The 26,424-nt window shown below is 61.5% G+C and carries 13 protein-coding genes and 1 pseudogene; 5 read left to right on the top strand and 9 right to left on the bottom strand.

Annotated features, from left to right (window positions below; translation table 11 throughout):
* Nucleotides 1–37: 37 nt before the first annotated feature.
* Together ACZRKZ_RS23955 and ACZRKZ_RS23950 are read right to left on the bottom strand one after the other, a co-directional pair.
* Entirely contained in the window at nucleotides 38–262 is a 225-nt protein-coding gene (locus ACZRKZ_RS23955; RefSeq protein ID WP_149414703.1) for an MbtH family protein, read from the bottom strand.
* A gap of 81 nt (nucleotides 263–343) precedes the next feature.
* On the bottom strand, nucleotides 344–1,756 hold the full coding sequence (locus ACZRKZ_RS23950; protein ID WP_463982935.1) for a diaminobutyrate--2-oxoglutarate transaminase: 1,413 nt from the start codon (nucleotides 1,754–1,756) through the stop codon (nucleotides 344–346).
* A 22-nt stretch (nucleotides 1,757–1,778) separates the two neighbouring features.
* Between ACZRKZ_RS23950 and ACZRKZ_RS23945 the strand changes: the two genes are divergently transcribed.
* A complete protein-coding gene (locus ACZRKZ_RS23945) occupies nucleotides 1,779–1,904 on the top strand; it encodes a hypothetical protein (RefSeq protein WP_463970223.1) in 126 nt (41 codons plus the stop codon).
* 35 nt (nucleotides 1,905–1,939) lie between these two features.
* Here ACZRKZ_RS23945 and ACZRKZ_RS23940 read toward each other — a convergent pair.
* From ACZRKZ_RS23940 to ACZRKZ_RS23930, 3 genes and pseudogenes are all read right to left on the bottom strand, one after another.
* Nucleotides 1,940–2,059, bottom strand: a pseudogene (locus tag ACZRKZ_RS23940) (N-acetylmuramoyl-L-alanine amidase); the annotation flags it as partial.
* Between the two features lie 62 nt (nucleotides 2,060–2,121).
* Nucleotides 2,122–3,441 (bottom strand): ATP-binding protein, encoded by a 1,320-nt coding sequence (locus tag ACZRKZ_RS23935; RefSeq protein WP_149414701.1) that lies wholly within the window; start codon nucleotides 3,439–3,441, stop codon nucleotides 2,122–2,124.
* Nucleotides 3,441–4,121, bottom strand: a complete 681-nt coding sequence (locus tag ACZRKZ_RS23930; RefSeq protein WP_149414700.1) for a response regulator — start codon at nucleotides 4,119–4,121, stop codon at nucleotides 3,441–3,443. Before ACZRKZ_RS23930 ends, ACZRKZ_RS23935 begins: the two co-directional genes overlap by 1 nt.
* A 172-nt stretch (nucleotides 4,122–4,293) precedes the next feature.
* On the opposite strand from ACZRKZ_RS23930, the gene dsbD reads away from it, so the two are divergent.
* The 3 genes from dsbD to dsbG are packed head-to-tail and all read left to right on the top strand — an operon-like array spanning nucleotide 4,294 to nucleotide 7,627.
* Entirely contained in the window at nucleotides 4,294–6,024 is a 1,731-nt protein-coding gene (gene dsbD, locus ACZRKZ_RS23925) for a protein-disulfide reductase DsbD (RefSeq protein WP_463982934.1), read from the top strand.
* Nucleotides 6,024–6,890, top strand: coding sequence for a TlpA family protein disulfide reductase (locus tag ACZRKZ_RS23920; protein WP_463970226.1), 867 nt, complete (start codon nucleotides 6,024–6,026; stop codon nucleotides 6,888–6,890). The genes dsbD and ACZRKZ_RS23920 overlap by 1 nt, the downstream gene beginning before the upstream one ends.
* Nucleotides 6,866–7,627, top strand: a complete 762-nt coding sequence (dsbG, locus tag ACZRKZ_RS23915; protein ID WP_463982933.1) for a thiol:disulfide interchange protein DsbG — start codon at nucleotides 6,866–6,868, stop codon at nucleotides 7,625–7,627. The genes ACZRKZ_RS23920 and dsbG overlap by 25 nt, the downstream gene beginning before the upstream one ends.
* 63 nt (nucleotides 7,628–7,690) lie before the next feature.
* Here dsbG and ACZRKZ_RS23910 read toward each other — a convergent pair whose 3' ends face one another.
* From ACZRKZ_RS23910 to ACZRKZ_RS23900, 3 genes are all read right to left on the bottom strand, one after another.
* Entirely contained in the window at nucleotides 7,691–10,381 is a 2,691-nt protein-coding gene (locus ACZRKZ_RS23910) for a hypothetical protein (protein ID WP_463982932.1), read from the bottom strand.
* Between the two features lie 189 nt (nucleotides 10,382–10,570).
* Entirely contained in the window at nucleotides 10,571–23,518 is a 12,948-nt protein-coding gene (locus ACZRKZ_RS23905) for a non-ribosomal peptide synthetase (protein ID WP_463982931.1), read from the bottom strand.
* Nucleotides 23,519–23,587: 69 nt separating this feature from the next.
* Nucleotides 23,588–24,346: a thioesterase II family protein gene (locus ACZRKZ_RS23900; protein ID WP_463982930.1), complete on the bottom strand. Its 759-nt coding sequence runs from the start codon at nucleotides 24,344–24,346 to the stop codon at nucleotides 23,588–23,590.
* Nucleotides 24,347–24,648: 302 nt separating this feature from the next.
* On the opposite strand from ACZRKZ_RS23900, the gene ACZRKZ_RS23895 reads away from it, so the two are divergent.
* Nucleotides 24,649–25,200: an RNA polymerase factor sigma-70 gene (locus tag ACZRKZ_RS23895; RefSeq protein ID WP_133098807.1), complete on the top strand. Its 552-nt coding sequence runs from the start codon at nucleotides 24,649–24,651 to the stop codon at nucleotides 25,198–25,200.
* Nucleotides 25,201–25,369: 169 nt separating this feature from the next.
* Here the strand turns inward: ACZRKZ_RS23895 and ACZRKZ_RS23890 are convergent, their stop codons facing one another.
* A complete protein-coding gene (locus tag ACZRKZ_RS23890; RefSeq protein WP_463982929.1) occupies nucleotides 25,370–26,383 on the bottom strand; it encodes a GNAT family N-acetyltransferase in 1,014 nt (337 codons plus the stop codon).
* Nucleotides 26,384–26,424: the final 41 nt, after the last annotated feature.

Raw genomic sequence — 26,424 nt, 5'->3', positions numbered from 1 at the left:
TGAGAGCGTTCCCACGCTCTGCGTGGGAATGATCATTTCAGCCAGCAACCACCTGGCTGTCCATCTTTTGGCGCAAGCTCAGCGGACGCATGTCGGTCCACACCTCTTCGATGTAGGCCAGGCATTCTTTCTTCATTCCGCTTTTACCCACGGTGCGCCAACCCTGTGGCACAGCCTTGTAGTCAGGCCAGATGGAATACTGTTCTTCATGGTTGACCACCACCTGAAAGAGGATGTCTTCGCGGTCAAATACTGAGGTCATTGCTGTTCTCCGTCACTGAAAGGCTGGCTGCGCACCACGCGCAACACTGATGTAGTAGAAACGTACCGCCGTCTGGAAAAATTAGAGGCTGGCCACCGCTGCCTTCAGGGCACGGCCAAAAATCTCCGCCACCCGGTCGATTTCCGAGGCCGTTATGACCAGCGGCGGCAGGAAGCGCACCACGCTGCCATGGCGCCCGCCCAGCTCAAGGATCAACCCACGCTTGAGGCATTCACGCTGCACCAGCGGCGCCAATTGCCGATGAGCGGGCGGATGCCCCTGGGTATCCGGCGTGCCGTTCGGGTCCACCAGTTCCACGCCAAGCATCAGGCCACGGCCGCGAATATCGCCCATGTGAGGGAAGTCGCACTGCAGGATGCGCAGATGCTCACCGAGGCGCTCGCCCATGGCCGCTGCATGAGCGGGAATGTTGTGTTCCTTGAGGTAGCGCATCACCGCCGAACCTGCGGCCATGGCCATCTGATTGCCGCGAAAGGTCCCGGCGTGGGCCCCCGGCAGCCAGGTGTCGAGCCAATCGCGATAGACCACCACCGCCAGCGGCAAACTGCCACCGATGGCCTTGGACAGCACCACCACGTCCGGAATAATGCCGGCATGTTCGAAAGCAAACATCTTGCCGGTACGACCGAAACCACTCTGAATTTCATCGACGATCAAGGCCACACCGGCCTGTTCGGTAATCCGCCGCAGGCCGCGCAGCCAGTCAAGGTCCGCCGGGATCACGCCGCCTTCGCCCTGGACCACTTCGACGATCACTGCCGCTGGCAGCAACACGCCTGCTTCCGGGTCGTTGAGCAGGTTTTCCAGATAGTGCAGATTGACCTTGACCCCTTGCACACCACCCAAACCGAACGGGCAGCGATAGTCATAGGGAAACGGCAAGAACTGCACACCATTAGCCAGCAAGGCGCCGAGGGGCTTTTTCGGCCCCAGGCTACCCATCAGGCTCAGCGCGCCCTGGCTCATGCCGTGATAACCGCCCTGGAACGACAACACCGTGCTGCGGCCGGTGGCGGTGCGTACCAGTTTCAGCGCGGCCTCCACCGCATCGGTGCCGGTCGGGCCGCAGAATTGAATCTTCGCTTCCCGCGCCAACTCCGCCGGCAGCAGCCCGAACAGGTCCTGGACAAACTGGTCCTTGACCGGCGTGGTCAGGTCCAGGGTGTGCAAGGGCAATTCATCGATCAGCACCTGCTGGATTGCCTCGATCACCACCGGATGGTTGTGACCCAGCGCCAGGGTGCCAGCACCGGCCAGGCAGTCAATAAAACTACGACCTTCGACGTCTTCGACATAAATCCCCCGCGCCCGCTTGAGGGCCAGGGGAATGCGTCGAGGATAACTGCGGGCGTTGGACTCCTGCTGGCGCTGGCGGGCCAACAGCGGTGAATCATCGAACTGATAGAGCGTTTCCGCAGGCTGTGGGCTGACACACACCTGCAAATCTTCAGTACGGCTGGTAGCGACTGACATCTCTCGACCCCTCAATACGCTGATGATGGTGACCAAACTGCCAACCCGTCGGCGCCTGGCCCAGGAGGGCATGCGCACGGATTTCCTGTTCTGGAAACGCATCAACAAGGAGAGGATTTACACCCGCAGCGTTAAAACCTACCGCTAAAAAACTAGCCACCTACAGGAATGTGAGAATTTTCCTCAACTGCCCGTGTATTTTTCATTCAACGCATAAAGAATCGCGCAGGTTTCAGTGCCCATCCGCCCGCAATAATCGGTGGACCAAAAGTGCATCTGGAACGCCCGAGGATGTCGGTAGAACCGAACGGGGCCGGAAAATGGCGGTAACTATTTTTGGTGTGTGGTTTTTTGAAAAGCAGCTGTCAGCGCCGCAGCGGCATCCCCAGGTCGACGCGCAGGCCATCAGCCTGGCTGTCGAACTTCAGCGAGCAAGAGCAGCGCTGCACGATAGCCTGCACAATCGCCAGCCCCAGGCCGCAACCGGCGCTGTTGCCGTTGCGCCAGAAGCGTTGGGTCAAGTGTTGCAAGTCTTCACTGGAAATCGGCGCACCATGGTCGCGCACGCGGAACACCACACTGTCGGCGGCGGTAAATACGCTCAGCTCCACCCGCGTATCTGCCGGTGTATGGCGCAAGGCGTTGTCCAGCAAGTTGCGCAAGGCGGCAACGGCCAGGCCCACCGGCATTTCCACCGGGGCCTCGGACACATTGTCCGGCAGGATCAGGTCGATCCGCCGATTGTCCCCGGCATTGGCGTCCTGAATCGCCAGACGCGCCACTTGCTCGGCACTCGATTGCAAACCGTCGTCAAATGACAGGCTGCCCTCGACACGCGCCAGCAACAGCAATTGCTCAAGGGTGTGGTGCAGACGGTCGGCGCCCTCCTCGGCGTGGGCCAGGGACTGGTCGCGGGCCGCACCGTCGGTCATGCGCGCCACTTGCAGGTGAGTCTTGATCGCCGTCAACGGGCTGCGCAGTTCGTGGGCGGCGTCGCCGGTCAGGCGCCGCTCGCGCTCGATGGTCTTGGCGATGCGCTGCAACAGCAAGTTTTGGGTGTCGAGCAGAGGTTTGAGCTCGCTGGGCAGCGGATGAATCTGCAACGGCTCCAGGGAATCGGCGCTGCGGCGCATCAAGGCGTCGCGCATACGGTTGAGCGGCAGCAGGCTCTGGCCGATGCCCAGCCACAACAGGCACAGGCAGCCCAGCAGCGCCACGCCGACGGGCACCGACGCCGCCAGCAGGATCGACATGTTCAAGGCTTCGCGCTCCACTTGACGGTCGGCGGTGGTGATAAATAAATCTCCACGGGCCAGGGTGAAACTGCGCCAGACCGTGCCGTCAATCATTTGATCGCGAAAGCCGCTCTTCTGGGACTCCAGGCCCTGATCAGGCGTGGTGTGGCTGCGGGCCAGAATTTCCCCGCGCAAGGAACTGACCTGGCACGCCATGCCGCCAGGAACATTCAGTTGTTCGGCGCTCAGATGGGTGCCCTCGCCCTTGCTCGCCAGCTCCGGCAACTGTTCCATCAACCCTGCCACCATGCGCGCCGAGGCCACCAGCCGCTGATCCAGGGAGAACATCATCTGGTTGCGCAGGTCGTTGAGCATCCAGGCCGCCGCCAGGGCCCAGATCAGCACAAAGGCGGCGCCCAGCTTGAAGGTCAGCCGCAGGCGCAAGCTCATCACGAAGCGTCCTCTCCACCATTAGCCGGGCCCAAGCGATAGCCCAGGCCGCGCACGGTCTCGACGATGCCATTGCCCAATTTGCGCCGCAGGTGGTGGATATGCACGTTCAAGGCGTTACTTTCCAGTTCATCATTAAGCCCGTAGACGCTGTCTTTGAGCTGCTCGCTGGACAGCACCCGGCCAGGATTTTGCAGCAAGGCCTGCAACAGCGCCTGCTCGCGGCGAGACAGGTCCACCGGCTGGCCGCCCAGCAAGGTTTCGCGGCTGCTGGGGTTGTAGCTCAGGCGGCCATGTTCGATCAGGTTGACGCTGCGCCCGGCGACCCGTCGCAACAAGGTGTGCAGGCGTGCTGCAAGCTCGCGCAGGTCGAACGGCTTAAGCAGGTAATCGTCGGCACCGGCCTGAAGGCCATCGACACGGTTGGTTACCGAGTCCCGCGCCGTGAGGATCAGCACCGGAATTTCCAAGCCCTGGCTACGCAGTTGCTGCAACAGTTTCAGGCCGTCTTCATCCGGCAGGCCGAGGTCGAGTACCATCACGTCAAATTCAGCCACCTTGAGCATCGCCCGGGCAGCGGCGGCGGTGCCGACGCGCTCGACCGTCAGGCCCTGGGCGCTGAGGCCGGCAACAATGCCACTGGCGATCAGCTCATCGTCTTCACAGACCAGTACGTGCATGGTGAGCCCTTTGCAAAAAGAGTGATTAGAAGACCGGCGGATTAAGCGCGCATTATGCCCTTGATAAGGGCAGCATCAGAAAATCCGTACACCTTAGAATAACCCCGGTTAATCATCGGTTAATCAACACCACACATTGTGTGTCCCTCTTGCATCGAACTAAGGCTTGACCATGCGGCATTTGTTTATCTTCCTGCTGGTATTGTTCGCTGGATTCGCCCAGGCCGCACCTGGCAACAATCCTTTCGAGACCAAACCCGATTTCCTCCCGGTGGGCAAAGCCTTCACCTTTACCTCTGAGCGCCTGGCTTCCGGCGAAACCCAGCTGTATTGGCAGATTGCCGACGGTTATTACCTGTACCAGCAGCGCATGAAGTTCGACGGCCTGGCCGAAAAGCCGGTGTTGCCGGAAGGCGAATCCCACAGTGACGAGTTCTTCGGTGAGCAGCAAGTCTATCGCCAGGGCCTTGAAGTGAAGATTCAGGCAGACGCCACCGGCCAGATCAAGCTGAGCTGGCAGGGCTGCGCCGATGCCGGCCTGTGCTACCCGCCGCAATCGCTCACCGTCGACCTGGGCGGCAACCCCGCCGTCTCTGCCACCAGTGAAGCCCAAGACCAGAGCCTGGCCAGTGGGCTGCAACAACGCAGCCTGGGCTGGAGCCTGCTGGTGTTCTTCGGCCTGGGCCTGTTGCTGGCCTTCGCCCCCTGCTCCTTGCCGATGCTGCCGATCCTTGCCGGGCTGGTAGTCGGCAGCGGCGCCAGCCCGCGGCGCGGGTTTGCCCTGGCCACCAGCTACGTGGTGTGCATGGCGCTGATCTATGCCGCGCTGGGCGTGCTAGCCGCCCTGTTGGGCGCCAACCTGGCCGCCTTGTTGCAAACACCCTGGATCCTCGGCAGCTTCGCCGCGCTGTTTGTGATCCTGGCCTTGCCGATGTTCGGTTTCTTCGAGTTGCAATTGCCGGCGTTTCTGCGTGATCGCCTGGATAACGCCAGCCGTAAGCAAAACGGCGGCAGCCTGATCGGTGCCGGGGTGCTGGGCGCCTTGTCCGGCCTGCTGGTGGGCCCGTGCATGACCGCGCCCCTGGCTGGCGCCCTGCTGTATATCGCCCAGAGCGGTAACGCCCTGCACGGCGGCTTGATTCTGTTTGCCATGGGCATCGGCATCGGTATACCGCTGTTGTTGCTGGTGACCGTAGGTAATCGCTTCCTGCCCAAACCCGGCACATGGATGAACGTGCTCAAGGGCATCTTCGGCTTCCTGTTCCTCGCCACGGCGGTGCTGATGATCCGGCCGGTGGTAGGTGAAACCCTGTGGATTGGTTTGTGGGGCGTGCTGGCGCTGGTCATGGCCTACTGCGGCTGGCGCCTGGCCCGCGATTACGGACGTGTCTCCATGGTCCTGGGCGCTGGTTCACTGGTGCTGGGGCTGTGGGGTGGCATGTTGGCAGTGGGTGCAGCCGGAGGCAGCGATGACCTGTGGCAACCGCTGAAGGTCTATAGCGGCTCGCGGGGCGCCAGTGCGCCGACAGCCCATGACGCCTTCGTCACCATCAACAACCCGACCGCGCTGCAAAGCCAACTGGACAGCGCCAAGGCTCAGGGTCAATGGGTGCTGCTGGACTACTACGCCGACTGGTGCGTGTCGTGCAAGATCATGGAAAAGCAGGTATTCGGCAAACCCGAAGTGCTGGACGCCCTCAAGGACGTGCGCCTGCTGCGCCTGGACGTCACCGCCGACAATGCCGCCAGCCGCGAACTAATGGGGCGCTACAAGGTGCCGGGGCCACCGAGCTTCGTCTGGATCGCCCCCGACGGTGAGGAGCGCCGCAGCCAGCGCATCACTGGTGAAGTGAACGCCGAGACCTTCCTGCAACGCTGGACCCAGACCCGGGACGCCCTCTGATGCTGACCTTCACCATCGGCACCTTTGCCATCGCATTGAACCATCTGTTGCTGATCAGTGCGCTGATCCTCGCCACACTGGTGGGCTGGCGTGTGGCCAAGCGCGGTGGCGAGAACCCGGAATCGGTACTGTTCAGCCTGTTCCTGCTGGGCATGTTGAGCGCACGCATCAGCTTTGTGCTGATGTACTGGGCGTACTACCGTGACGACCCGCTGCAAATCATCGACCTGCGCGACGGCGGCTTTCTCGCTTGGCCGGGGGTTATCGTGCTGGTGCTCGGTGCGCTGCTGTGGGGCTGGCGTCGCCCGGCCCTGCGCAAACCGTTGAGCGCCGGGGTGATCACCGGGCTGGCATTCTGGGCGCTGACCAGTTTTTCCCTGAACATCTATGAAAAAGGCACGCGCCTGCCGGACATCAGCCTGCGCAACGCCAATGGTGAAACCGTGCAACTGGCCGACTATCAGGGCGGGCCACTGGTGATCAACCTCTGGGCCACCTGGTGCCCGCCGTGCCGACGGGAAATGCCCGTGCTGGAAAACGCCCAGAAACAACGACCTGACGTGACCTTTCTGTTCGTCAACCAGGCCGAAAGCATGCAAAGCGTCATCACCTACCTGGCCACCCAGGGCCTGAACCTGGACAACGTACTGTTCGACGCCAGTGGCCGCCTCGGCCAGGCCGTAGGCTCCATGGCCTTGCCGACCACGCTGTTTTATCAACCCGACGGACGCCTGATCAACAGTCACCTGGGCGAACTGTCCCAGGCCAGCCTGGCCCGCGCCATGGAACACTTTGAGACCGACGCCACCTCCGCCAAGCCGGCCCCAACAAGGAAACCCCTATGCCCCGCCTCCGCCACCTGCTGACCCTGCTGCCCCTGACCCTCGCCGCCACCCTGGCCCACGCCGAAGAATGGCCGGCGCCCATCAAGCAAATCGAAGCCAAGGGCGCCAAGATCGTCGGCAGCTTCGACGCGCCGAGCGGCCTCAAGGGCTACGCCGCGCAATACCAGAACCGTGGCATGGCGCTGTACCTCACCGCCGACGGTAAACATGTGATCGCCGGCAACCTGTACGACGAAAGCGGCAACGACCTGAGCACCGCACCCCTGGAAAAGCTGGTGTACGCACCGATGGCCAAGGAAGTCTGGGCCAAGATGGAACAGAGCAGCTGGATCCAGGACGGTAACAAGGATGCCCCGCGCACCGTCTACCTGTTCAGTGACCCCAACTGCCCGTACTGCAACATGTTCTGGGAACAGGCACGGCCGTGGGTGAAGGCCGGCAAGGTGCAGTTGCGGCACATTATGGTCGGGATTATTCGCGAAGACAGCCCGGGCAAGTCGGCGGCGCTGCTGGCCAGCAAGGACACGCAAAAAGCCCTGCAAGAACATGAAACCGCCGGCAAAGGCAGCAAGCTCAAGGCCCTGGACAAGATTCCTGCCGAGATCCAGGCCAAGCTCGATGCCAATATGCAATTGATGCAAGAGTTGGAGTTGTCGGCGACGCCGGCGATTTTCTATCTGGATGACAAGGGCCAGTTGCAGCAACAGCAAGGGGCGCCGTCGCCGGATAAGTTGGTGAAAATTCTGGGGGCGAAGTGACTTGAAAAAGAAAATGCTCCTGCCAAAGGCAGGAGCATTTCTCAGAGTAAAACGGCCTTTCGACTATCCACGCACCCGGATATCAGTGATCGCATAGTCGTTGCCGGATATGCCTGACGGCTCATGACTCCAGATCTCCAGCCGCATGGATGTCGCGCTTGCAACAAACGTCCCCTTCAGCGGTGTCCACGCCATGCTGTAAAAGGTCGTGACCCCCGTAACAACCCCGGAGCTGGTCCTCAGCGACAACCTTGGCATTGGAGCAGCGCCATTGTATGTGCATGCGAGAATGCTGAACTCATAACTTGCGCCGACCTGAAGCCCCGTGAAGTCTTTATAAAGGACGACGCCCACACTGGCAGTACTGGCAGTGCCGTTGGCCACGCAGGTTTTGCCAAAGAACGTGGCGTACCTCATCTCACCAAGGGCTGCTGGCCCGGCACGCCAGTTGTTCCAGTTATTGCCAGTAAACGGGGTGAAGTCATCGAGAGGCGAGCGCACTGTCAGTTGCAATACCGGGAATACCACTGCGGCACTCTCATTAGTGCTGCCATCAGCCGTCACTTTGCAGGTAAAGGCCAGAAGGCTGCCATCTGCCAGTAGATCAAGTTGGGCCCGACTCAAAATATCCGCCAGCCCTGTGCTCACTTCGGCGGCAATCACGATTTTGCCCAAATACACATTGATCGTGTAGGAGCCTCCACTTTTCAACGTCCCGACACCCCGCAACCAGACGCATTGCCCGGGCAAGATAAACCACCATGGTTCCACGGTAATGTTGGCGTTCCCGGGGAAGGTGCGCAAATCCAATATGCGGTTAGTCGCCTGCGGCACCACAGGCGTGGGCAAGCGCACCGGCACACTGATCTGCAACGCAAGGGTCTTGGAAGGCGCCAACTTACAGGCGCTGGTGACGGTGTAGTTAATCAAGATCGTTTTACCGATGCCACCAATCACCGCCTCACGGGGAATTGGGAAGTCTACGTAACCTGGGTCACTATGACCCGGCTTGGAAGCCAACGGCAGGATCTCACCATTCGGTTTGATCCAGCGCACACTGATCGTGTGATGAGGGCTGATGCGCTCGTACTCCACCCGTACCGTCACACCGTCCCGGCCGTTGTACACCGTCAACTGCGAGCCCACCGCCTCCCGCACCGTAGGCGCCTTGAGTACCAGGTCTTCCTGAACGATACCCAGGGTTAATGCCGGGAATTTCTTTGCACTGGCCTTATCGGACTGACCATTGAAATTCACGGAAAAATGCACTTCGAAAGATCTGCAATCCGCCAGCTTTTGCAGCTCGCTGCGGGGCAAAGGTGTGTTAACACCACTGGCCAGCCATTCTGCGGTAACCGGCTCGCCCTCCAGCACCTGGAAGCTGTAGGCAGCGCCATCTTCCAATTCACCTGTCACCCACAGCCAGCAAGGCTGCCCTAGCGCGATATAAGGCCAGGGAATGACCGTGCAATCGGCATCACCGGAAAAGGTATTGAGGTCCAACGTGCTTGCGGTTGCCTGCTCGACTGCCGGAGTCGGCAGCCCGGTGATATCCAGGATCTTTACTTCCCGTGGCGGTGAATGCCACGGACCGGTACCGCTGTGGCTGACGTTATAGGTCAGCGTGACCGGCAACCCGAAATTGGCACTGATAGCCGAAGGCGGTACCCGAAACTCAAGGCTGGCTTCACCTTCCTGTACGGTGCGGCACTCAAGGGCAGGCGAACCCGGCCCCGGTGTCCCCATAAACTTGGGACAGACAATATCCCCGGCATGCATGCCCTCGTAAGCAATGACGAGATGCGCACCGTCTACGGTGTTGACCGGGCTCACCAGCCAACCATCGGCACCGCAATCCACCGACTCTTTAAGGTGCGGTGGCGGCAAGTCCAGCGCAGGGTCCACTCGCAACAGCGTGGAGGTACGCAGGTGAAAGTCCTGAGCATTAATAGGCAGCGGGTTCTCATGGACCGGATCATCCGCCGCCGGCAGCACCGGCTCAGTGCCGTCCCAAATGACTCCCAAGTGCGCAGTCAGAGCCGAGTAGTCCTGCCGTCGCGACATCCAGCCACGGGACAACCTGAACTCGAAAATATGATCAGGATCTGCTTCAGCGGCCTTCACTAGATGGTCAAAGGCCACCCAGATAAATTGATACGGCACCTGGTGCTGGTCACCCGCGACGGTGACAAACAGGCGCTGCCCAGCCTGAATCATCGGCCATGCCTTGATCCGGATGGTTTCATCGCCCTTAAAAGTGTGCATATCCAGCACGACAGTGGGGTCTGTGGGGCTATTTCGCTTGGCGTGCTCAAACACCGGCAATGACTCGCGTAGATCCACTTCCCTGATGTCCTGAATTTCCAACTCCAGGACCAGCGACTCCTGGAGCCGCCCGGCAACGGTGGCCGTGTACCAGATCAATACCGTGTGACCGATACAGGTACTTACGTGTTGCCAGGGGATGGGCATTTCAATACCGCCGCTGGTACTGCCAACCTGCACGATGGGTTCAAAGGCAGGCTCATCCTGGCCCTTAATTGCCCAATACAAAGTAATCGGTGTAGCGCCCATGCCCGCAAAGGCAATGGTTGCCGAGGTGCCATCGATTGCGTCGATTGGATACAACACGCTGTTATTGGCTGCGTACTGAATCGTCGCGTAGGGTAACTCGCGAATGACATCGAAAGGTTGTACCGCAGCGGTTGTTGTATCAAGCGACTGAGCAGTTTTAGGGGATATTTTTTTAACCATGACGAGACCTCCTGTCCCGGGATAGATAACCATCGGCCTCGATCAGGGAGGCTGGAAAACCACGGTTATCTAACGCTTGGAACGCAGGTCTTGCCTACTGTCAGAATTGACAGTTCTGATCGGCAAAAAACAGCTTTCCGACCAACGGACGCTCACCTTTCATCACCCTGGGTGAGCGCCCGCAGCACCTTAAAGTCCCTCCAGCTGCGCCATCAAATCACTCAACCGATCCACCTTCTCGGCACTGATGTCATTGGCCGCCAGCCCATTGATGTACCCCGCCAACGCCTCCACCGTGCTGCATTCGAACATCGCCCGCAGCGGCACATCCCGTTGCAGGGCCTTCTGCACCCGCGAGGCAATTTGCGTCGCCAGCAACGAATGCCCGCCCAGCTCGAAGAAGTTGTCCTGCACCCCGACCTGCTCGACGTTCAGCACCTGGGCCCAGATATCCGCCAGGGTTTGCTCAAGTTCGTTGCGCGGCGCCAGGTAGTCCTGGCTGTGCAACTGGCCGATTTCCAGGGATGGCAAGGCCTTGCGGTCGAGTTTGCCGTTGGCGTTGAGCGGCAGACGGTCCAGCCATAGCCAATGCAGCGGCACCATGTATTCCGGCAGCTCGGCCCGCAGGCGTTGCTTGATACGGTCCAGGCGCTCATTCGAATTGAGAGCCGCGTCGGTTGCCACCAGATAACCCACCAGATACTTACCGTTAACGCCTTCCTGCACGCCAACGGCGGCGTCGCGGACTTCTGGTTGCTCGTGCAGGCGGGCTTCGATTTCGCCCAGTTCGATACGGTAACCACGAATCTTCACTTGATGGTCGATGCGCCCGACGTATTCCAACACGCCGTCACTGCGCCGCCGTGCCAGGTCGCCGGTGAGATACAACCGCTCGCCAGCCGCACCAAACGGGTTCGGCACGAACACTTGAGCAGTGCGCAATGGATCGCTGACATAGCCGCGACCTACACCGGTGCCAGCCACACACAACTCACCGACGGCGCCTTGGGGCACCAACTCCAGTGTGCCGTCCAGCAGGTACAAGCGGTTGTTGTCGGTCGGTGTACCGATCGGCAGATACGTGCCACGGGTCGAAGCCAGGTCGACGCAAAAGAACGCCACGTCATCCGAACATTCCGCCGGCCCATAGGCGTTGACGAGCCCGATATCCGGGTAACGCAGCAGCCATTGGTGGGCCAATTCAGGCGGCATCGCCTCGCCGGTGGGCAGCATCCAGCGCAAACCGTCCAGGCTCATGCGCTCCTGGGCGAGCATGCCCTGGATCAGTGACGGCACGCTTTCCAGCACCGTGATGCCCTGAGCCTGAACATGGGCCAGCAGCCCTTGCGGGTCATGGGTAATGGTATTCGGCACGATATCCACCCGCGCGCCAAACAACGGCGCAGCAAGGAACTGCCAGACCGAGATGTCGAAGCTTTGCGAGGCCGTTTGCGCGATTACATCGGCCTCAGTCAGTTGCAGATATGGCACCTTGCTCAACTGGTTATTGAGCATGCCGCGCTGCTCGACCATCACGCCCTTCGGCAGTCCGGTCGACCCTGAGGTGTAGATCACATACGCAAGGTTATCCGGGGCACTGTAGATCCCGGGATTGTCCTCTGACCCAAGCACGTCCTCCCAAACCAGCAACTTCGGCCGCCCGGTGCAGGCAAACTCCTCCAACAATACCCGCGCCTGTTCACGGCAAGCCTCAGTGCACACCAGCAACGGCGTGCGGCTCAAGTCGATGATCCGGCTCAGACGCTGGCTCGGCAGCCCCGGGTCCAGCGGCAGGTAACCGGCGCCAGCCTTGAAGCTACCAATGATCATGCCCAGCAAATCGAGGTTACGTTCGGCCAGTAACGCCACCGGCTGATCCAGCCCGACACCTGCCGCAATCAGCGCATGGCCCAGGCGGTTACTGCGCCGGTTCAACTCGGCGTAACTCCATTGCTGATCCAGGCAACTGGCGGCGATGCGCTGTGGGTGCTGCGCCACCTGCGCCTCGAACAGCTCGACATAGCTGCGCTCCAGCGGGTAGTCGTGCTCACTCTGGTTACACCCCTCCACCAGGAACTCGCGCTCCTGTTCGCCGATCAGCGGCAGGTCGGCCATGTCGCCATGGAAACCCTGCACCAGCGCCAGCAGTAGGCGCTTGAACTCGCCGAGCATGCCTTGCACCGTGGTTTCGTCGAAATAGCGCTGATCATAGGACAGATGCAGTCCCAGGTCATCACCCGGATAGCACACGGCCGTCAGCGGGAAGTTAGTGTGGGTACGGCCCGAATCCGAGGTGGCATTCAAGCTTTGTGCACGGTCCAGAACCGAGACTTCCACCGGGGCGTTTTCAAACACGAACAAACTGTCAAACAGTGGCTGGCCCTTGGGCAATTCGCTGTGTTCCTGGATCGTTACCAGCGGCAGGTATTCGTACTCACGCAGTTGCATATTGCTGTCGAGCAAACCGCTGAGCCATTGACGCACGCTGCACGGCTGGTCGTCCTCGGGCAACTTGACCCGCAGGGCGATGCTGTTGATAAACAGGCCGACGGTGCGCTGCATCTGCGGCATGTCCACCGGGCGCCCGGCCACGGTGACGCCAAACAGCACGTCGCGATCCCCGCTCAAGCGCCGCAGCACCAAAGCCCATGCCGCCTGGGCGAAAGTGTTGACGGTCAGTTGATGAGCCTGGGCCAACTCCCGCAGTTGCGCGCCGTCCCGTGCCTCAAGACGGGTGTAGCAGTCGCCCACCACCATGCCACCGCTGTGGCCCGCGTGCTCGCGCAGGAATGGCCGGTCGCTGGGGATCGGCGTGGTGCGTTCAAAGCCTTGCAGGTTCTGCTGCCACCATTGGCGCGCCTCGGCCAGGTTCTGGCGTTGCAGCCAGGCAATGTAGTCGCGATAGCGCGGCGGCATTGCCAGTTGCGCGGCGCGGCCTTCGCCCAACGCCGTGTAAATGTCGAAGAAATCGTTCATCAACAACGAGCGGCACCAGGCATCGATCAGGATGTGGTGGTTGCTCATCATGAACCAGTAACGGGCCTCGCCGACGCGGATCAGCCGCAGATGGAAAGGCGCCTGGTTGAGCAGATCGAAGCCAGCTTCGCGCTCGCTTTTGAGCAGCGCTTGCAGACGCGGCTCCTGTTCAGTTTGCAGCTCATTGCTCCAGTCCAGGTACTCGATGGGCGTATGACCCGGCTTGTGGATCACCTGCAACATATCTTCGCCAACGTTCCAGCAGAACGAGGCGCGCAAGGCTTCATGACGGGCAATCACTGCCTGCCAGGCCAGGGCGAAGCGCTCGGGATTCAGTTCGCTGTTGATGCGGTAACGGTCCTGCATGTAGTAGAGGCCGGTGCCCGGTTCCAACAGGGTGTGCAACAGCAAGCCTTCCTGCATCGGCGTCAGCGGGTAGACGTCTTCAATGGCGCTGGCTGGCACCGGCAGTGCATCGAGTTGCGATTGGGTCAGGTGCGCCAGCGGGAAGTCGGACGGCGTGAGGCCGCCGGCATCATCGCGCAGACAATGCTCGATCAGGCTCTGCAACTCACCCAGATAAGCATCCGCCAATTCGCTGATGGTTTGGCTGTCGTGACGTTCGCGGCTGAAGGTCCAGCGCAGCACCAACTCGCCGCCGTAGACCTGGCTGTCGACGCTCAACTCGTTGGGTAAAGGCGCGTCCGGATCATGGGCCGGGCCTGCAGACTCCTCCAGCGGGAGGAACAACGCGTCGCCATCAAAACTCTGGTCGAATTGGCCGAGGTAGTTGAAGGTGATCGCCGCCGTTGGCAAAGCGGCCATGGCCTGGCGGCACAGGTCGTCCGCCAGGTAGCGCAGCACGCCATAACCCAGTCCTTTATGCGGCACTGCACGTAGTTGTTCCTTGATCGCCTTGATCGAGGCGCCCTGCCCGGCGGCCTCTTCGATTTGCACAGGTGTCAGGCGCAAGGGGTAGGCGCTGGTGAACCAGCCAACGCTGCGGGTCAGGTCGATTTCATCAAACAGGGTTTCACGACCGTGGCCTTCCAGCTGGATCAGCGCCGATTCATGGCCGCTCCAGCGACACAGCACACGGGCCAATGCCGTCAGTAACAGGTCGTTGACCTGGGTGCGATAGGCGCTCGGTGCCTGTTGCAACAATTGCCGAGTGCTCTCGGCATCCAGGCGCACGCTGATGGTCTCGGCGTCGCGGTTGTGCAGCGAACCTTGCGGGCGATCCACTGGCAATTCAACGGCCGGCCCGGCCAACTGCTCCTGCCATAGGCTCAACTCTTCGCGCAGGGATTCGCTGCTGGCGTAGGCCTGCAAACGAGCCGCCCAGTCGCGCAACGCACTGGTCTTGGCCGGTAGGCTGACGGACAGGCCGTCGCTCAGTTGGCGATAGACGTTTTGCAGATCTTCCAGCAACACCCGCCAGGACACGCCATCCACCACCAGGTGATGGATCGCGATCAGCAGGCGTTGCTGGCCCAGCGGTCCATCCACCAGCAAGGTGCGTATCAGCGGGCCGTGCTCCAGGTCAAGGCTGCGCTGGGCGTCGGCGAACAGCACAGCGCACGGCTCCATGTCCGGCACTTGAGCCAGCCACAGCACGCCGCCTTCCGGCACCGCCAAGTGTTCGGCGTGCCACTGAGCATCGCGCCAGGTGAAGCTAAGGCGCAGGGCATCGTGATGTTCCAGCACCGCCAGCAGCGCCTGTTCCAGGCGATGGGGGTCGAGGGCCTGCACCGGCGCCAGCAGTAACGCCTGGTTCCAGTGATGGCGGGCCGGGATCTCGGTATCGAAAAACCAGTGCTGGATCGGCGTCAAGCCAGAGGCGCCGGTCAGCACGCCTTGCTCGGCGCTGATCTGCTCGCATCGGATAGCGACGGCTGCCAGGGTCTGCACGGTCTGGTGCTGGAACAAATCGCGAGGGCTGAAATGAATCCCCGCCTGCCGCGCCCGGCTCACTACCTGGATCGACAGGATCGAGTCCCCGCCCAGCTCGAAGAAGTTGTCGTGCAGCCCAACCTGCTGCACGTTAAGCACCGCGCACCAGATCGCCGCCAGGGTCAGCTCAAGCTCGTTGCTCGGCGCCACGTAGTGTTGACGATTGGCCTGCGGGTCCGGCTGCGGCAAGGCGCGGCGGTCGAGTTTGCCGTTGGCGGTCAGTGGCATGCTGTCCAGCACCATCAGGTGCGTCGGCACCATGTAGTCGGGCAGTTGCGCCTTGAGATGAGCCTTGAGGGATTCGCGCAAGGCGCTGTGATCCGCCTCATCACTGACCAGATAGGCCACAAGGTGTTTGCCGCTTGGGGACTCCAGGGCCAGCACCACAGTTTCACGCACCGCTGGGTGTTCCAGCAGACGGCTTTCGATTTCCCCCAGCTCGATACGGAAACCACGAATCTTCACTTGATGGTCGATACGCCCCAGATACTCCACCAGTCCATCGGCGCGTTGGCGCACCAGGTCGCCGGTGCGGTAAAGACGTCCACCACTGGCAAACGGATCAGCGACAAAGCGCTCGGCTGTCATGCCCGCACGCTGGTGATAACCCTGTGCCAGACCAGCACCGCCGATGTACAACTCGCCGGTAGCGCCCTGGGGAACCAACGCCAGATCGGCGTCAAAAATATAGGCTACACGCGCACCGATAATGCTGCCGATCGGCACGCTGCCAGCGCCCTCTTCCAGATGCTCCGGGGCGAGGCAGGCCAACGGCATGACCACCGTTTCAGTCGGACCATAGGCGTTGAAAAACAGCGCCGGCTGGAACGCAGCGCGGATGCGTTGCAGGTGCTCGCCGGTCAGCGCTTCGCCGCCGGTGATGCACATGCGCACCGGCAACGTCTGGTTCTGCGTGGCCAGCCATTGTGCCAACTGGCTGCCGTAGCTGGGAGTAAAACCAAGGATATTGATGCGATGTTGGCGAATCAGCCCGCAGATTTCTTCGGCATCCCACTGGCCCTGGGCGCGCAACACCACCTGCGCCCCACTGAGTAACGGCACCAACAGGCGCTCGGTGGCGGCGTCAAAGTTGATGGAGTAGAAGTGCAGTTCACAGTCATCCGCACGCATGCCAAAACGCTGGATGACCGCCTGGCAATGCATGGCGATTTCACCGTGGGACACCACCACGCCCTTGGGTTTACCAGTGGAGCCGGAGGTGTAGATCAAGTAGGCCTGATGTTGCGCAAGGCTGATGGACGGCAATTCGCTGGCGGGGTAATTGGCCAATTGCGGCAGGTCATCTTCCAGGCACCAGCGGCTGACGCTGGCGGGCAGATCGCCTAGCGCTTCGAACATCGGCGCATCACTGAGCAACAAGCCAATGCCGCTGTCTTCGATCATGTAGTGCAGGCGGTCCAGCGGGTATTCCGGGTCCAGAGGCACATAGGCGCCGCCGGCCTTGAGAATCGCCAGCAGGCCGATGACCATTTCCAGGGAACGCGGCAGCGCCAGGCCAACCCGCACCTGCGGGCCGACACCGCGCTCGCGAAGCATCCAGGACAGGCGATTGGCGCGGCCGTCCAACTCGGCGTAGCTCAAGGTCTGCTCGGCAAAGGTCAGCGCTGGCGCATCGCCGCGGGCCAGGGCCTGTGCGCTGAACAGATGGTGAATGCATTGATCAAGGTGATGTTCACCGGCTTCAATACCAAGGCTGTCTTGCAGGGCGCGTTGCTCATCGGCTTGCAGCAGCGCCAACTCACTCAGGCGCTGCTGAGGATCGGCAATCAAGGCTTCCAGCAAGTTGCGCCAATGCTCGGCCATGCGCGCAATGCGCGGCTCGTCGAACAGGTCGGTGCTGTAGGTCAGGCAGCAACCCAGGCGATGGTCGAGGTCGGTGACTTCCAGGTTGAGGTCGAACTTGGTGGCGCGGGCGTCGTTGGCCAGGTACTCGACGGTCATTGCGGCCAGTTGGCGACTTTGCTGGAACTCCCAGCGCTGCACGTTGCACATCACCTGGAACAGCGGGTTGTAGGCCGCACTGCGGGGAGGTTGCAGGGCTTCCACCAGATGGTCGAACGGCAAGTCCTGGTGGGATTGCCCTTCGATCACAGTGTGGCGCACGTGCTCGAACAGCTCGCCGACGCGCATCTGCCCAGTGAGTTGGCAACGCAGCACCTGAGTGTTGAGGAACGCACCGATCAGCCCTTCACTTTCCGGACGAATGCGGTTGGCCACCGGCGCGCCAATGCGCAGGTCGGTCTGGCCACTGTAGCGGTAGAGCAACACGGCGAGGGTGGCGGTCATGGTCATGAACAGGGTCAGGCCACGCTCGGCGTTGAAACTGCGCACGCGGGCGGCAAGGTCATCGCTGAGGTCGAAACGGTACAGCTCGCCTTGATGACTTTGCACTGGCGGCCGTGGTCGGTCGCTGGGCAGTTCCAACAGCGGATGTTCAGTGCCCAATTGCGCGGTCCAGTAATCCAGCTGGCGTTGGCGCTCGCCGGACTCCAGCCACTGGCGCTGCCACACGCTGTAATCCAGATACTGCACCGGCAGCGGTTCCAGGGGTGATTCGCGCTCGTCGATAAAGGCTTCATAAAGCGCACTGAGTTCACGGGCAAAGATGTCCATGGCCCAGCCTTCGGTGACGATATGGTGCAGGGTCAGCACCAGGTAGTGTTCCTGCTCGCCGGCCTTGACCAGACAGGCGCGCAGCAGCGGGCCGGTTTCCAGATCGAACGGCGTGTGGGCTTCGCCGTCGGCCAATTGCTGCAAGCGTTGCTGACGGGTTTGCTCATCCAGCACGGAAAAATCCTGCCAGTCCATGCGCACCCCGGTTTGCGCCGCGACCTTCTGCTGCGCCACGCCATTGATGCTCGGGAAGGTGGTGCGCAGGGTTTCATGACGCATGATCAAGGCCTGCAAGGCCGCCTCGAAGCGCCCGACATCCAGCACCCCGCGCAGCCGCGCCATACCGCCGACGTTGTAGGCCGGGCTGTCCGGCTCCATCTGCCAGAGGAACCACATGCGCTGCTGGGAATAGGACAACGGTACAGGCTGGCTGCGGTCGACTTTGGCAATCGCTGTCTGTTGATTGCGTTGCCCCGAGGCCTGGATCAAACGTACTTGTTCGGCAAAATCGCCCAGTTCACTGGCTTCGAACAAGGTGCGCAGCGGCAGCTCGACGTCGCAGGCCTGGCGGGTGCGGGAGATGATCTGCGTGGCCAGCAGCGAATGGCCGCCCAATGCGAAGAAATCATCCAGCAGGCCGATACGCGGCAGGCCCAGCACTTCGCGCCAGATAGCGGCGATTTGCTGTTCCAACGGTGTTTGCGGCTCGACGTGCTCACGCACTTGCCAGACGGGTTCCGGCAGCGCACGGCGGTCGACTTTACCGCTGGGGCTCAGGGGCATGGCGTCCAGGCGCATCAGTTGCGCCGGGACCATATATTCCGGCAACTCGGCAGCCAGGGCCGCCTTCACGTCCTGTTCATCCAGCGGTTGGCTGGCCGTGTAGTAGCCGATCAACTGCGCACCGGCAGCCGTTTCCCACACCAGCACCACGGCCTGGGCGATGCCGCCCAGGGCCAGCAGGCGGGCCTCGATTTCCTCCGGTTCAACGCGAAAACCGCGCAGCTTGACCTGCTGATCCAAACGACCGAGGTATTCCAGCACGCCGTCGGTGCTCCAGCGCACACGGTCACCGGTGCGGTACAGGCGTGCGCCCTCTTCTCCCAACGGGTCGGCGACAAAGCGTTCCGCCGTCAGCCCGGCACGGCCGAGATAACCACGGGCCAGACCCACTCCGCCGATGCACAACTCACCCGGCACACCCACCGGCAGCGAATTGAGCTGGTCATCCAGCACCCGGCAAATCACGTTGCCCAATGGCCGGCCAATCGGCGAACGCTCACCATCTTCGGCGCGGCAGTGCCAGTGGGTGACGTTGATCGCAGTTTCGGTCGGGCCATAACGGTTATGCAGTTGCACCGCCGGCAATTGCGCCAACACCCGATTGCGCAGCTGCGCGGGCAAGGCTTCGCCGCCGGAGAACAGCCGACGCAAGCTGGTGCATTCGCCCGCCTGCGGCTCATCGACAAACAGCTGCAACAGCGGCGGCACGAAGTGCAGCGTGGTCACGCCATGCTCCTGCACCAACTGCGCGATGCGATGAGGATCACGATGCTCGCCGGGGCCGGCCAGTACCAGGCGGCAGCCGGTGATCAACGGCCAGAAACACTCCCACACTGAGACGTCGAAACTGATGGGCGCCTTTTGCATCAGTACATCGGTTTCGTCGAGTTGATACGTGGCCTGCATCCACTGCAAACGCTCGGCCAGGGCAGCATGGGTGTTGCCCACGCCCTTGGGCTGGCCGGTGGAGCCGGAGGTGTAGATCACGTAGGCGAGGTTGTCGCCATTGAGGTGCAGGCCAGGCGCGTGACTCGGCCAACTGTCGAGCTTGAGGCTGTCCATGGCGATGACGCAGACGCCCTCGGCCGCAGGCAGTTGTTCCAGCAAGTGGGTTTGCGTGAGCAGCAGTTGCACGCCGCTGTCCTTGAGCATGTACGCCAGGCGCTCGGTCGGGTAATCCGGGTCCAGCGGCACGTAGGCGCCGCCGGCCTTGAGGATCGCCAGCAAGCCGATCAGCAGTTGCGGCGAGCGCTCGGCGGCAATCGCCACACACACGTCGGGGCCGACGCCTTTGTCGCTCAGGTAATGGGCGAGGCGGTTGGCCTGGGTGTGCAACTGGGCAAAGGTCAGGCTGGCGTCCTGCCACACCAGCGCGGTGCGCTCCGAAGTGTGTTGGTTGAGTTGCTCCGGCAGCAGGCGTTGCGCCGGCAGGCACGGCGCCTCACTCCATTGGCGTTGCTGCGCGTGCTCGTCGGCATTGAGTAATGTCAGGTCACCAATGGCCTGTTGCGGTTGTTCGCACACCGCTTGCAGCAAGTTGACGAAGTGTTCGGCCAGCCGCTGGATCGTGGCGCTATCGAACAGTTCATCGGCGTAGTCGAAGGACAGGCTCAAGCGCCCGTTGCGGTCTTCTTCGCTGTGCAGTTGCAGGTCGAACTTGGCTTCGCGGCTGTGCCACGGCAACTCCTCGGCGAGCAGGCCAGGTAAACGGCGCAAGGCACTGAGGTCGCGTTGCTGGTGGTTGAACATGACCTGGAACAGGCCTTGTTCGCGGGCTTGCGGGAACGCTTCCAGCAGTTGCTCGAACGGCAGGTCCTGATGCGCCTGGGCGCCCAGGGCGGCATGACGGGTTGCCGCCAACAGCTCGCTGAACGGCAGACGCGCGTCCAGCTCGGCGCGCAGTACAAGGGTGTTGATAAAGAAGCCGATCAGGCCTTGGGTTTCCTGGCGCCCACGGTTGGCGTTGGGCACGCCGATGCGAATGTCGCGCTGGCCGCTGTAGCGGTGCAGCAGGCTCTGGAATGCCGCCAGCAACAGCATGAACGGCGTGGATTCATGGGCCTGGGCGGTCTGGCGAATAGCTTCGCCCAGGCTCGCGCCCAACCGCACACTGAGGCGTGATGCGCTGCGATGCTGTTGGGCCGAGCGCGGATGATCTGTGGCCAGGCTCAAGGTCGGGTGCTCGTCGCCCAACTGCTCCTTCCAATAGGCCAACTGCCGCTGACCTTCGCCCTCGAACAGCCATTGGCGCTGCCAACTGCCGTAGTCGGCGTACTGCAAGGCCAGGGCCGGCAGTTCGATGGTTTGTCCCTGAGACGCGGCAGCATACAGGCGTGAGAATTCGTCGATCAGCACGTTGAGCGACCAGCCGTCGGCGATGATGTGGTGCATCGTCACCAGCAGTTGGTGGTCTTCATCGTCGAAGCGCACCAAGGTCACCCACAGCAGCGGACCTTTCTCCAGATCGAACTGGGTACGGGCTTCGTCTTCGCGGATTTGCTGGGCGCGGGCTTCGCGCTCAAAGGCAGGCAGGTTGCTGAGGTCGATGACTTGCAGCTCGAAAGCGGTGGTGGCGTCGACCCGTTGGAACGCCTGGCCGTCACGTTCAAAAAAGCGCGTGCGCAGGGCTTCGTGGCGCTGGATCAACTGCTGAAAACTGGCGCGTACCGCGTCTTCATCCAACGCCCCGCGCAAGCGCAAGGCGCCGGGAATCGTATAGGCGCTGCTCTGCGGGTCCAGTTGCCAGGTGATCCACAGACGGTTTTGCGCCAGGGATTGCGGCAGGTCGTCCTGGCGCGACAACGCATGGATCGAGCCTTGGGCCACGCCGCCGTCCTGTTGCAACTGCGCAACACTGGCAGCAAAGGTGGCGAGGGTCGGCGCTTCGAACAGCAGGCGCAGGTTCAATTCCAGGCCCAGGTTTTCCCGCAGGCGGGCGACCACCTGGGTGGCGCTGATGGAGTTGCCGCCCAGCAGGAAGAAGTGATCGTCGGCGCCAACCTGAGCCACCTGTAACTGTTCGCACCAGATGGCGGCAATGCGGCCTTGCAACTCGGATTCCAGGCGGGCGCTATCGCTTGTTTGCGCGTGCAACTGCGGGAACTGCGCGTAGCTGTCGAGGCTGCCATCGGCCAGGCGATTACGGCAGGCGGACCGCTGGACTTTGCCGCTGGAGGTTTTCGGCAATGCACCAGGGTTGAGCAATACCACTACGCACGGCGCTTGCTGATAGGCCTCGGCCACGGCTTGGCGGATGACCTTGATCAGCGCTTCAGGCGCCAGGATTTTTTGCACGCTGCGGCTGATTTCGGCGGCAATGCCGATACCTTCCAGGCCCTGGTCATTGACCGCAAAAGCGGCGACCCGGCCCTTGCGCACCACTTCCACTTCGCGCTCGATGGTTTGTTCAATGTCCTGGGGGTAGAGGTTGTGGCCACGCACGATCAGCAGGTCTTTCAAGCGACCGGTGATGAACACCTCGCCATCGCGGATAAAGCCCAGGTCGCCGGTACGCAGCCAGGTGCGGCCGGCGTGCTGGACGAAGGTCTCGGCGGTGGCCTCGGGGTTGCGCCAGTAGCCGTGGGCGATGCTCGGGCCAGCGGCCCAGATTTCGCCGACGGCATTGTCGGCCAGTTCCGCCAGGGTCTGCGGGTCGGCAATCAGCACCGCGTGTTCGGGCTGGCTGGTGCCGCAACTCATGATCGCGCAGCCAGGCCCCGGCTCGGCGCGGTTGGCGGCCAACGCCTGTTCGTCCAGGCGCAAGGCCGGGATGCCTTGGCCACGAGTGCTGCCAGCGACAAACAGAGTCGCTTCGGCCAGACCATAGGAAGCGAAGAAATTATTCGGGGTAAAACCGCAGCGTGCGAACTTCTCGGCGAAACGTTCCAGGGTGTCCAGGCGGATCGGCTCGGAGCCGGAATAGGCCACACGCCATTTGCTCAAGTCCAGGCGTTCCAGGGCCGAATCGCTGACCCGCTCGCTGCACAAGCGGTAGGCAAAATCCGGCCCGCCACTGATAGTGCCGCCGTACTCGCTGATCGCTTCCAGCCAGCGCAAGGGCCGGCCGAGGAAGTAGGCCGGCGACATCAACACGCAAGGCACACCGCTGAAGATCGGTTGCAGCAGGCCGCCAATCAGGCCCATGTCGTGGTACAGCGGCAGCCAACTGACGATCACATCGTCGGGATTGAGATCAATGCCAAAACCGCGACGAATCAGCAGTTCGTTGGCTACCAGGTTGCCATGGGTAACTTGCACGCCCTTGGGCAGCGCCGTGGAGCCGGAGGTGTATTGCAGGAAGGCGATGTCATCGCCTGCCAGGTTCGGGGCGATCCAGCGGTCAGCGATCCCACTATCCAAATCATCGACACACAGCAACGGCGGTGCTGCATTTATCTGCGCCAGCGAATCGCGCAGGCCCGTGGTGGTCAGCAACAACCGTGGCTCAGCGTCAGCGATGATCGACAGCAGCCGCTCCTGGTGATGACGACGGGTGGACTCCGGCGGATAGGCCGGCACCGCGATCACCCCGGCGTACAGGCAGCCGAAAAACGCCGCGACATAATCCGCACCGCTGGGGAACAACAGCACCGCACGGTCGCCCTGGCCCGCCGTGGCCTGCAAGGCGGCGGCGATGGTGCGGGCACGCAGGTCCAGGTCGCGGTAACTGAGGACGACGTTTTGCTCGGCGGACTCGGCCAGAAAACGCAGGGCCAGTTGATCCGGGGTCTGCGCGGCACGATGCTGGAGGGACTGGACCAGGGTACGAGGAAGTTCGAAGGCGTCCATCATGGGGTTCCTGCCTGAAATCGGCTTACGGGGAAATCGAGGGAATGTGTGGCCAGGGAGGCAATGGCTTTTTCAGCCGGTCGCCTGGGCCAAATGCCGCGCCGCGCCATTGCGCCAGCGGGCCAAGTGTTCGTCGGCATAACGCCTGAGGCAGCGCAACACGCTGTCTTGCTGCTGCACGAGGAAGAAGTGATGGCCGTCAAACATGTCCAGGGAAAAACCGGTGGCGGTGTCTTCCTGCCAGTCCAGCAGTTGCTCGGCACGCACGCTGTCCTGTTTGCCGCCAAACACATGGATCGGCATCGACAACGGCTCGCGCTCGCCGTACTGGAAACTGCCACAGAGGAGAAAGTCGGCCCGCAGGATCGGCAGCATCAACTGCATCAGCTCGTGGTTGGCGAGGACGTCTTCTGCCGTGCCCTTGAGTTCACGCAAGCGGGCGATCAGTTCTTCGTCGGTTTTCTCGACGGCGTATTCGCTGACATCGCGATGGGCCGGGCCAGCAGTACCGGATGCAAACAGCGCCAGCGGCTGTGGTAACCCACGCATGTGCAGGGCATGGGCCAACTCGAACGCCAGCAGGCCGCCGAGGCTGTGGCCAAACAAGGCGTAGGGGCCATCGAGTTCGGTGCTGATTTCATCGGCCAGTTGCGCGGCCAGGGCCTTGATATCGCGTTGCAACGGCTCATCCATGCGCATGCCGCGACCCGGCAGCTCCAGCGGACAAACCTGCAACCAATCCGGTAATGCCCTGCGCCAGCGGCTGTAGACCATGGCGCTGGCGCCTGAATAAGGCAGGCAAAACAGGCGCAATCGACTCGGCGTGCTCATTTCAGACCACCCCTACCTGGAACACGCTGTTCTCAAGACACGAACCCATTTTGTCCTCCTGCGGGTGCTAATCCTTGGCCGGTTTGTTAACTGGCCTGTCACCCATGAGAACGGATGGCGCCTGCAAATAATTAGTCATCGTGGGGTAAGCGAGACGCGGTTCACACCTCACAACAAGACATAAGATTAGTTCGTCTTCTCATTTGACAATCATTATCATTAAGCATAATTTGTTGCCCGATGTGTAGGAGGACTCAGCACGGACGCCCTCCACTAACCTTATTTGCAGCAAGGTGATTTCCATGACGGAACAAGTATCCACAAGCAGGTGCGACTCACCGCTACTCCAGGCCTTTGTCGACAACCGGCTGATTCTGGTCAAGATCGCAGCACGTATCACCGGCTGCCGCTCCCGTGCTGAAGACGTGGTGCAAGACGCCTACTTCAGGCTGCAATCGGCGCCACAGATCACTTCTTCGTTCAAGGCTCAACTCAGTTACCTGTTCCAGATCGTGCGCAACCTGGCCATCGACCACTACCGCAAACAGGCTCTGGAACTGAAATACTCCGGGCCCGAAGAGGAAGGCTTGAATGTGGTTATTCATGGCGCTTCACCGGAAACCTCCCACATCAATTTCTCCACCCTGGAAAACATCGCCGACGCACTGACCGAACTGCCCAAGCGCACTCGCTACGCGTTCGAGATGTACCGCCTGCACGGCGTGCCGCAAAAAGACATCGCCAAGGAACTGGGGGTTTCGCCGACGCTGGTGAACTTTATGATTCGCGATGCGCTGGTGCATTGCCGCAAAGTTTCGGGTACTCATAGCGATACGTTTGCACGGCGGGTCTGACAGACCTGGGGGGGCTGAAAGAACTGGTTCAATGTGTGTGGGCTGACCATACATTTGGTTACTTTCGTCTGGGCCGGCATTCCGGCTTTTCGAAAGTGACACGCCGTAAGGGCGTAACCCTAAGTAGCCGTTACCGCAGCAACGGATATGTACACGGCAAGCCCCCGCCTCAAACCAACCCGCATCGGTCAAAAAACCGCTCACGCCCCAGAATCATCAGCGCCGCGCGCTTGTGGGGAAAGTCGAATTCCTTCTCGCAGTGGAAACACTGGTTCTGCATATGGCTGATCATCTTCGCGTTATCGGCGCGAGGCTCGGCCACCACCCGCTGGGTGCGCGGGTCATCAAGAAACAGGTAATGCACCAGCGCCGACAACCAACTGGCAACCTTGTGCGGCCCACGGTGATGCTCCTCCCCTACCAGCATATGAATGCCCCGATCGTAATCGGCAACGTCATAGAACGGCGCGATGCGATCTTCCTTGGCCCAATAGGCCTCGAAATAGGCAAACGGTTCATCGTCGAAACAGCCCATCAACGTCAGGGTATGAGGGTCAGCATCAAGCTTGGCCAGGTACTCGCGGTGCTGCTCCAGGCTGCCGCTTTCCTCCCAGAAATTCGCCACTCGCGGGCTGTTCTGCCAGCGATTGAAGCGGGCCAGGTCAACGTCGATCTCCACCGTACGCAATGACACCCAGGCGCCCAGACGCGTATCGAAACGTCGATAGACTTCACCGCGAGGCTTGGGCGCACGGGCGGGATGACGCTTGCCGGCACTGATGATCATTTGCTGCGCATAGCCGCCACTGAAGGGCTGGCCCAGCCAGGGTTGCGGCAATTGCCAGAACAGGGTGCGCTCGCAGTGGAATTGGCCTGCCGCCTCAGTGGCCACCAGCAAACCGCTGCACAAGGCGTCGTCGGGGGCGTGTTCAAGGTGCCAGGTCAGGCGCTGACGCAGCGGTTCCTTGGCAAACAACCAGTAACACGCTGCCCACAAGGCACGTACCGAGGGCACCTCACTCGGTGTTTGCAGGTGAAGATGCAGCGCATCGCCCCGCTCCAGTCGCAGACGGATCAGCGGCTGGCCTTCCAGGGTCAGGATCAGCCGGTTATCGGTTTCATCTGCATTCAGGGCGGGCCCTGCCGGTAGCGGCAGGACAGGCAAGTCATTGAGATTGGACATGGAGAGGGCTCACGGTAATCGTCGGCAGTTAGACGAAGTGA

It is taken from the genome of Pseudomonas sp. c313, from assembly GCF_055407145.1.
The sequence above is the reverse complement of the archived record's forward strand: the minus strand, read 5'-3'. Positions and strand labels throughout refer to the sequence as shown.

Bases quoted from the DNA above. Each gene is read 5' to 3' on its own strand.
- ACZRKZ_RS23910 (WP_463982932.1), bottom strand. From the start codon at position 10,381: ATGGTTAAAAAAATATCCCCTAAAACTGCTCAGTCGCTTGATACAACA.
- ACZRKZ_RS23900 (WP_463982930.1), bottom strand. From the start codon at position 24,346: ATGAGCACGCCGAGTCGATTGCGCCTGTTTTGCCTGCCTTATTCAGGC.
- ACZRKZ_RS23930 (WP_149414700.1), bottom strand. From the start codon at position 4,121: ATGCACGTACTGGTCTGTGAAGACGATGAGCTGATCGCCAGTGGCATT.
- dsbG (WP_463982933.1), top strand. From the start codon at position 6,866: ATGCCCCGCCTCCGCCACCTGCTGACCCTGCTGCCCCTGACCCTCGCC.
- ACZRKZ_RS23905 (WP_463982931.1), bottom strand. From the start codon at position 23,518: ATGATGGACGCCTTCGAACTTCCTCGTACCCTGGTCCAGTCCCTCCAG.
- ACZRKZ_RS23935 (WP_149414701.1), bottom strand. From the start codon at position 3,441: ATGAGCTTGCGCCTGCGGCTGACCTTCAAGCTGGGCGCCGCCTTTGTG.
- ACZRKZ_RS23920 (WP_463970226.1), top strand. From the start codon at position 6,024: ATGCTGACCTTCACCATCGGCACCTTTGCCATCGCATTGAACCATCTG.
- dsbD (WP_463982934.1), top strand. From the start codon at position 4,294: ATGCGGCATTTGTTTATCTTCCTGCTGGTATTGTTCGCTGGATTCGCC.
- ACZRKZ_RS23945 (WP_463970223.1), top strand. From the start codon at position 1,779: ATGATGGTGACCAAACTGCCAACCCGTCGGCGCCTGGCCCAGGAGGGC.
- ACZRKZ_RS23890 (WP_463982929.1), bottom strand. From the start codon at position 26,383: ATGTCCAATCTCAATGACTTGCCTGTCCTGCCGCTACCGGCAGGGCCC.
- ACZRKZ_RS23895 (WP_133098807.1), top strand. From the start codon at position 24,649: ATGACGGAACAAGTATCCACAAGCAGGTGCGACTCACCGCTACTCCAG.
- ACZRKZ_RS23950 (WP_463982935.1), bottom strand. From the start codon at position 1,756: ATGTCAGTCGCTACCAGCCGTACTGAAGATTTGCAGGTGTGTGTCAGC.
- ACZRKZ_RS23955 (WP_149414703.1), bottom strand. From the start codon at position 262: ATGACCTCAGTATTTGACCGCGAAGACATCCTCTTTCAGGTGGTGGTC.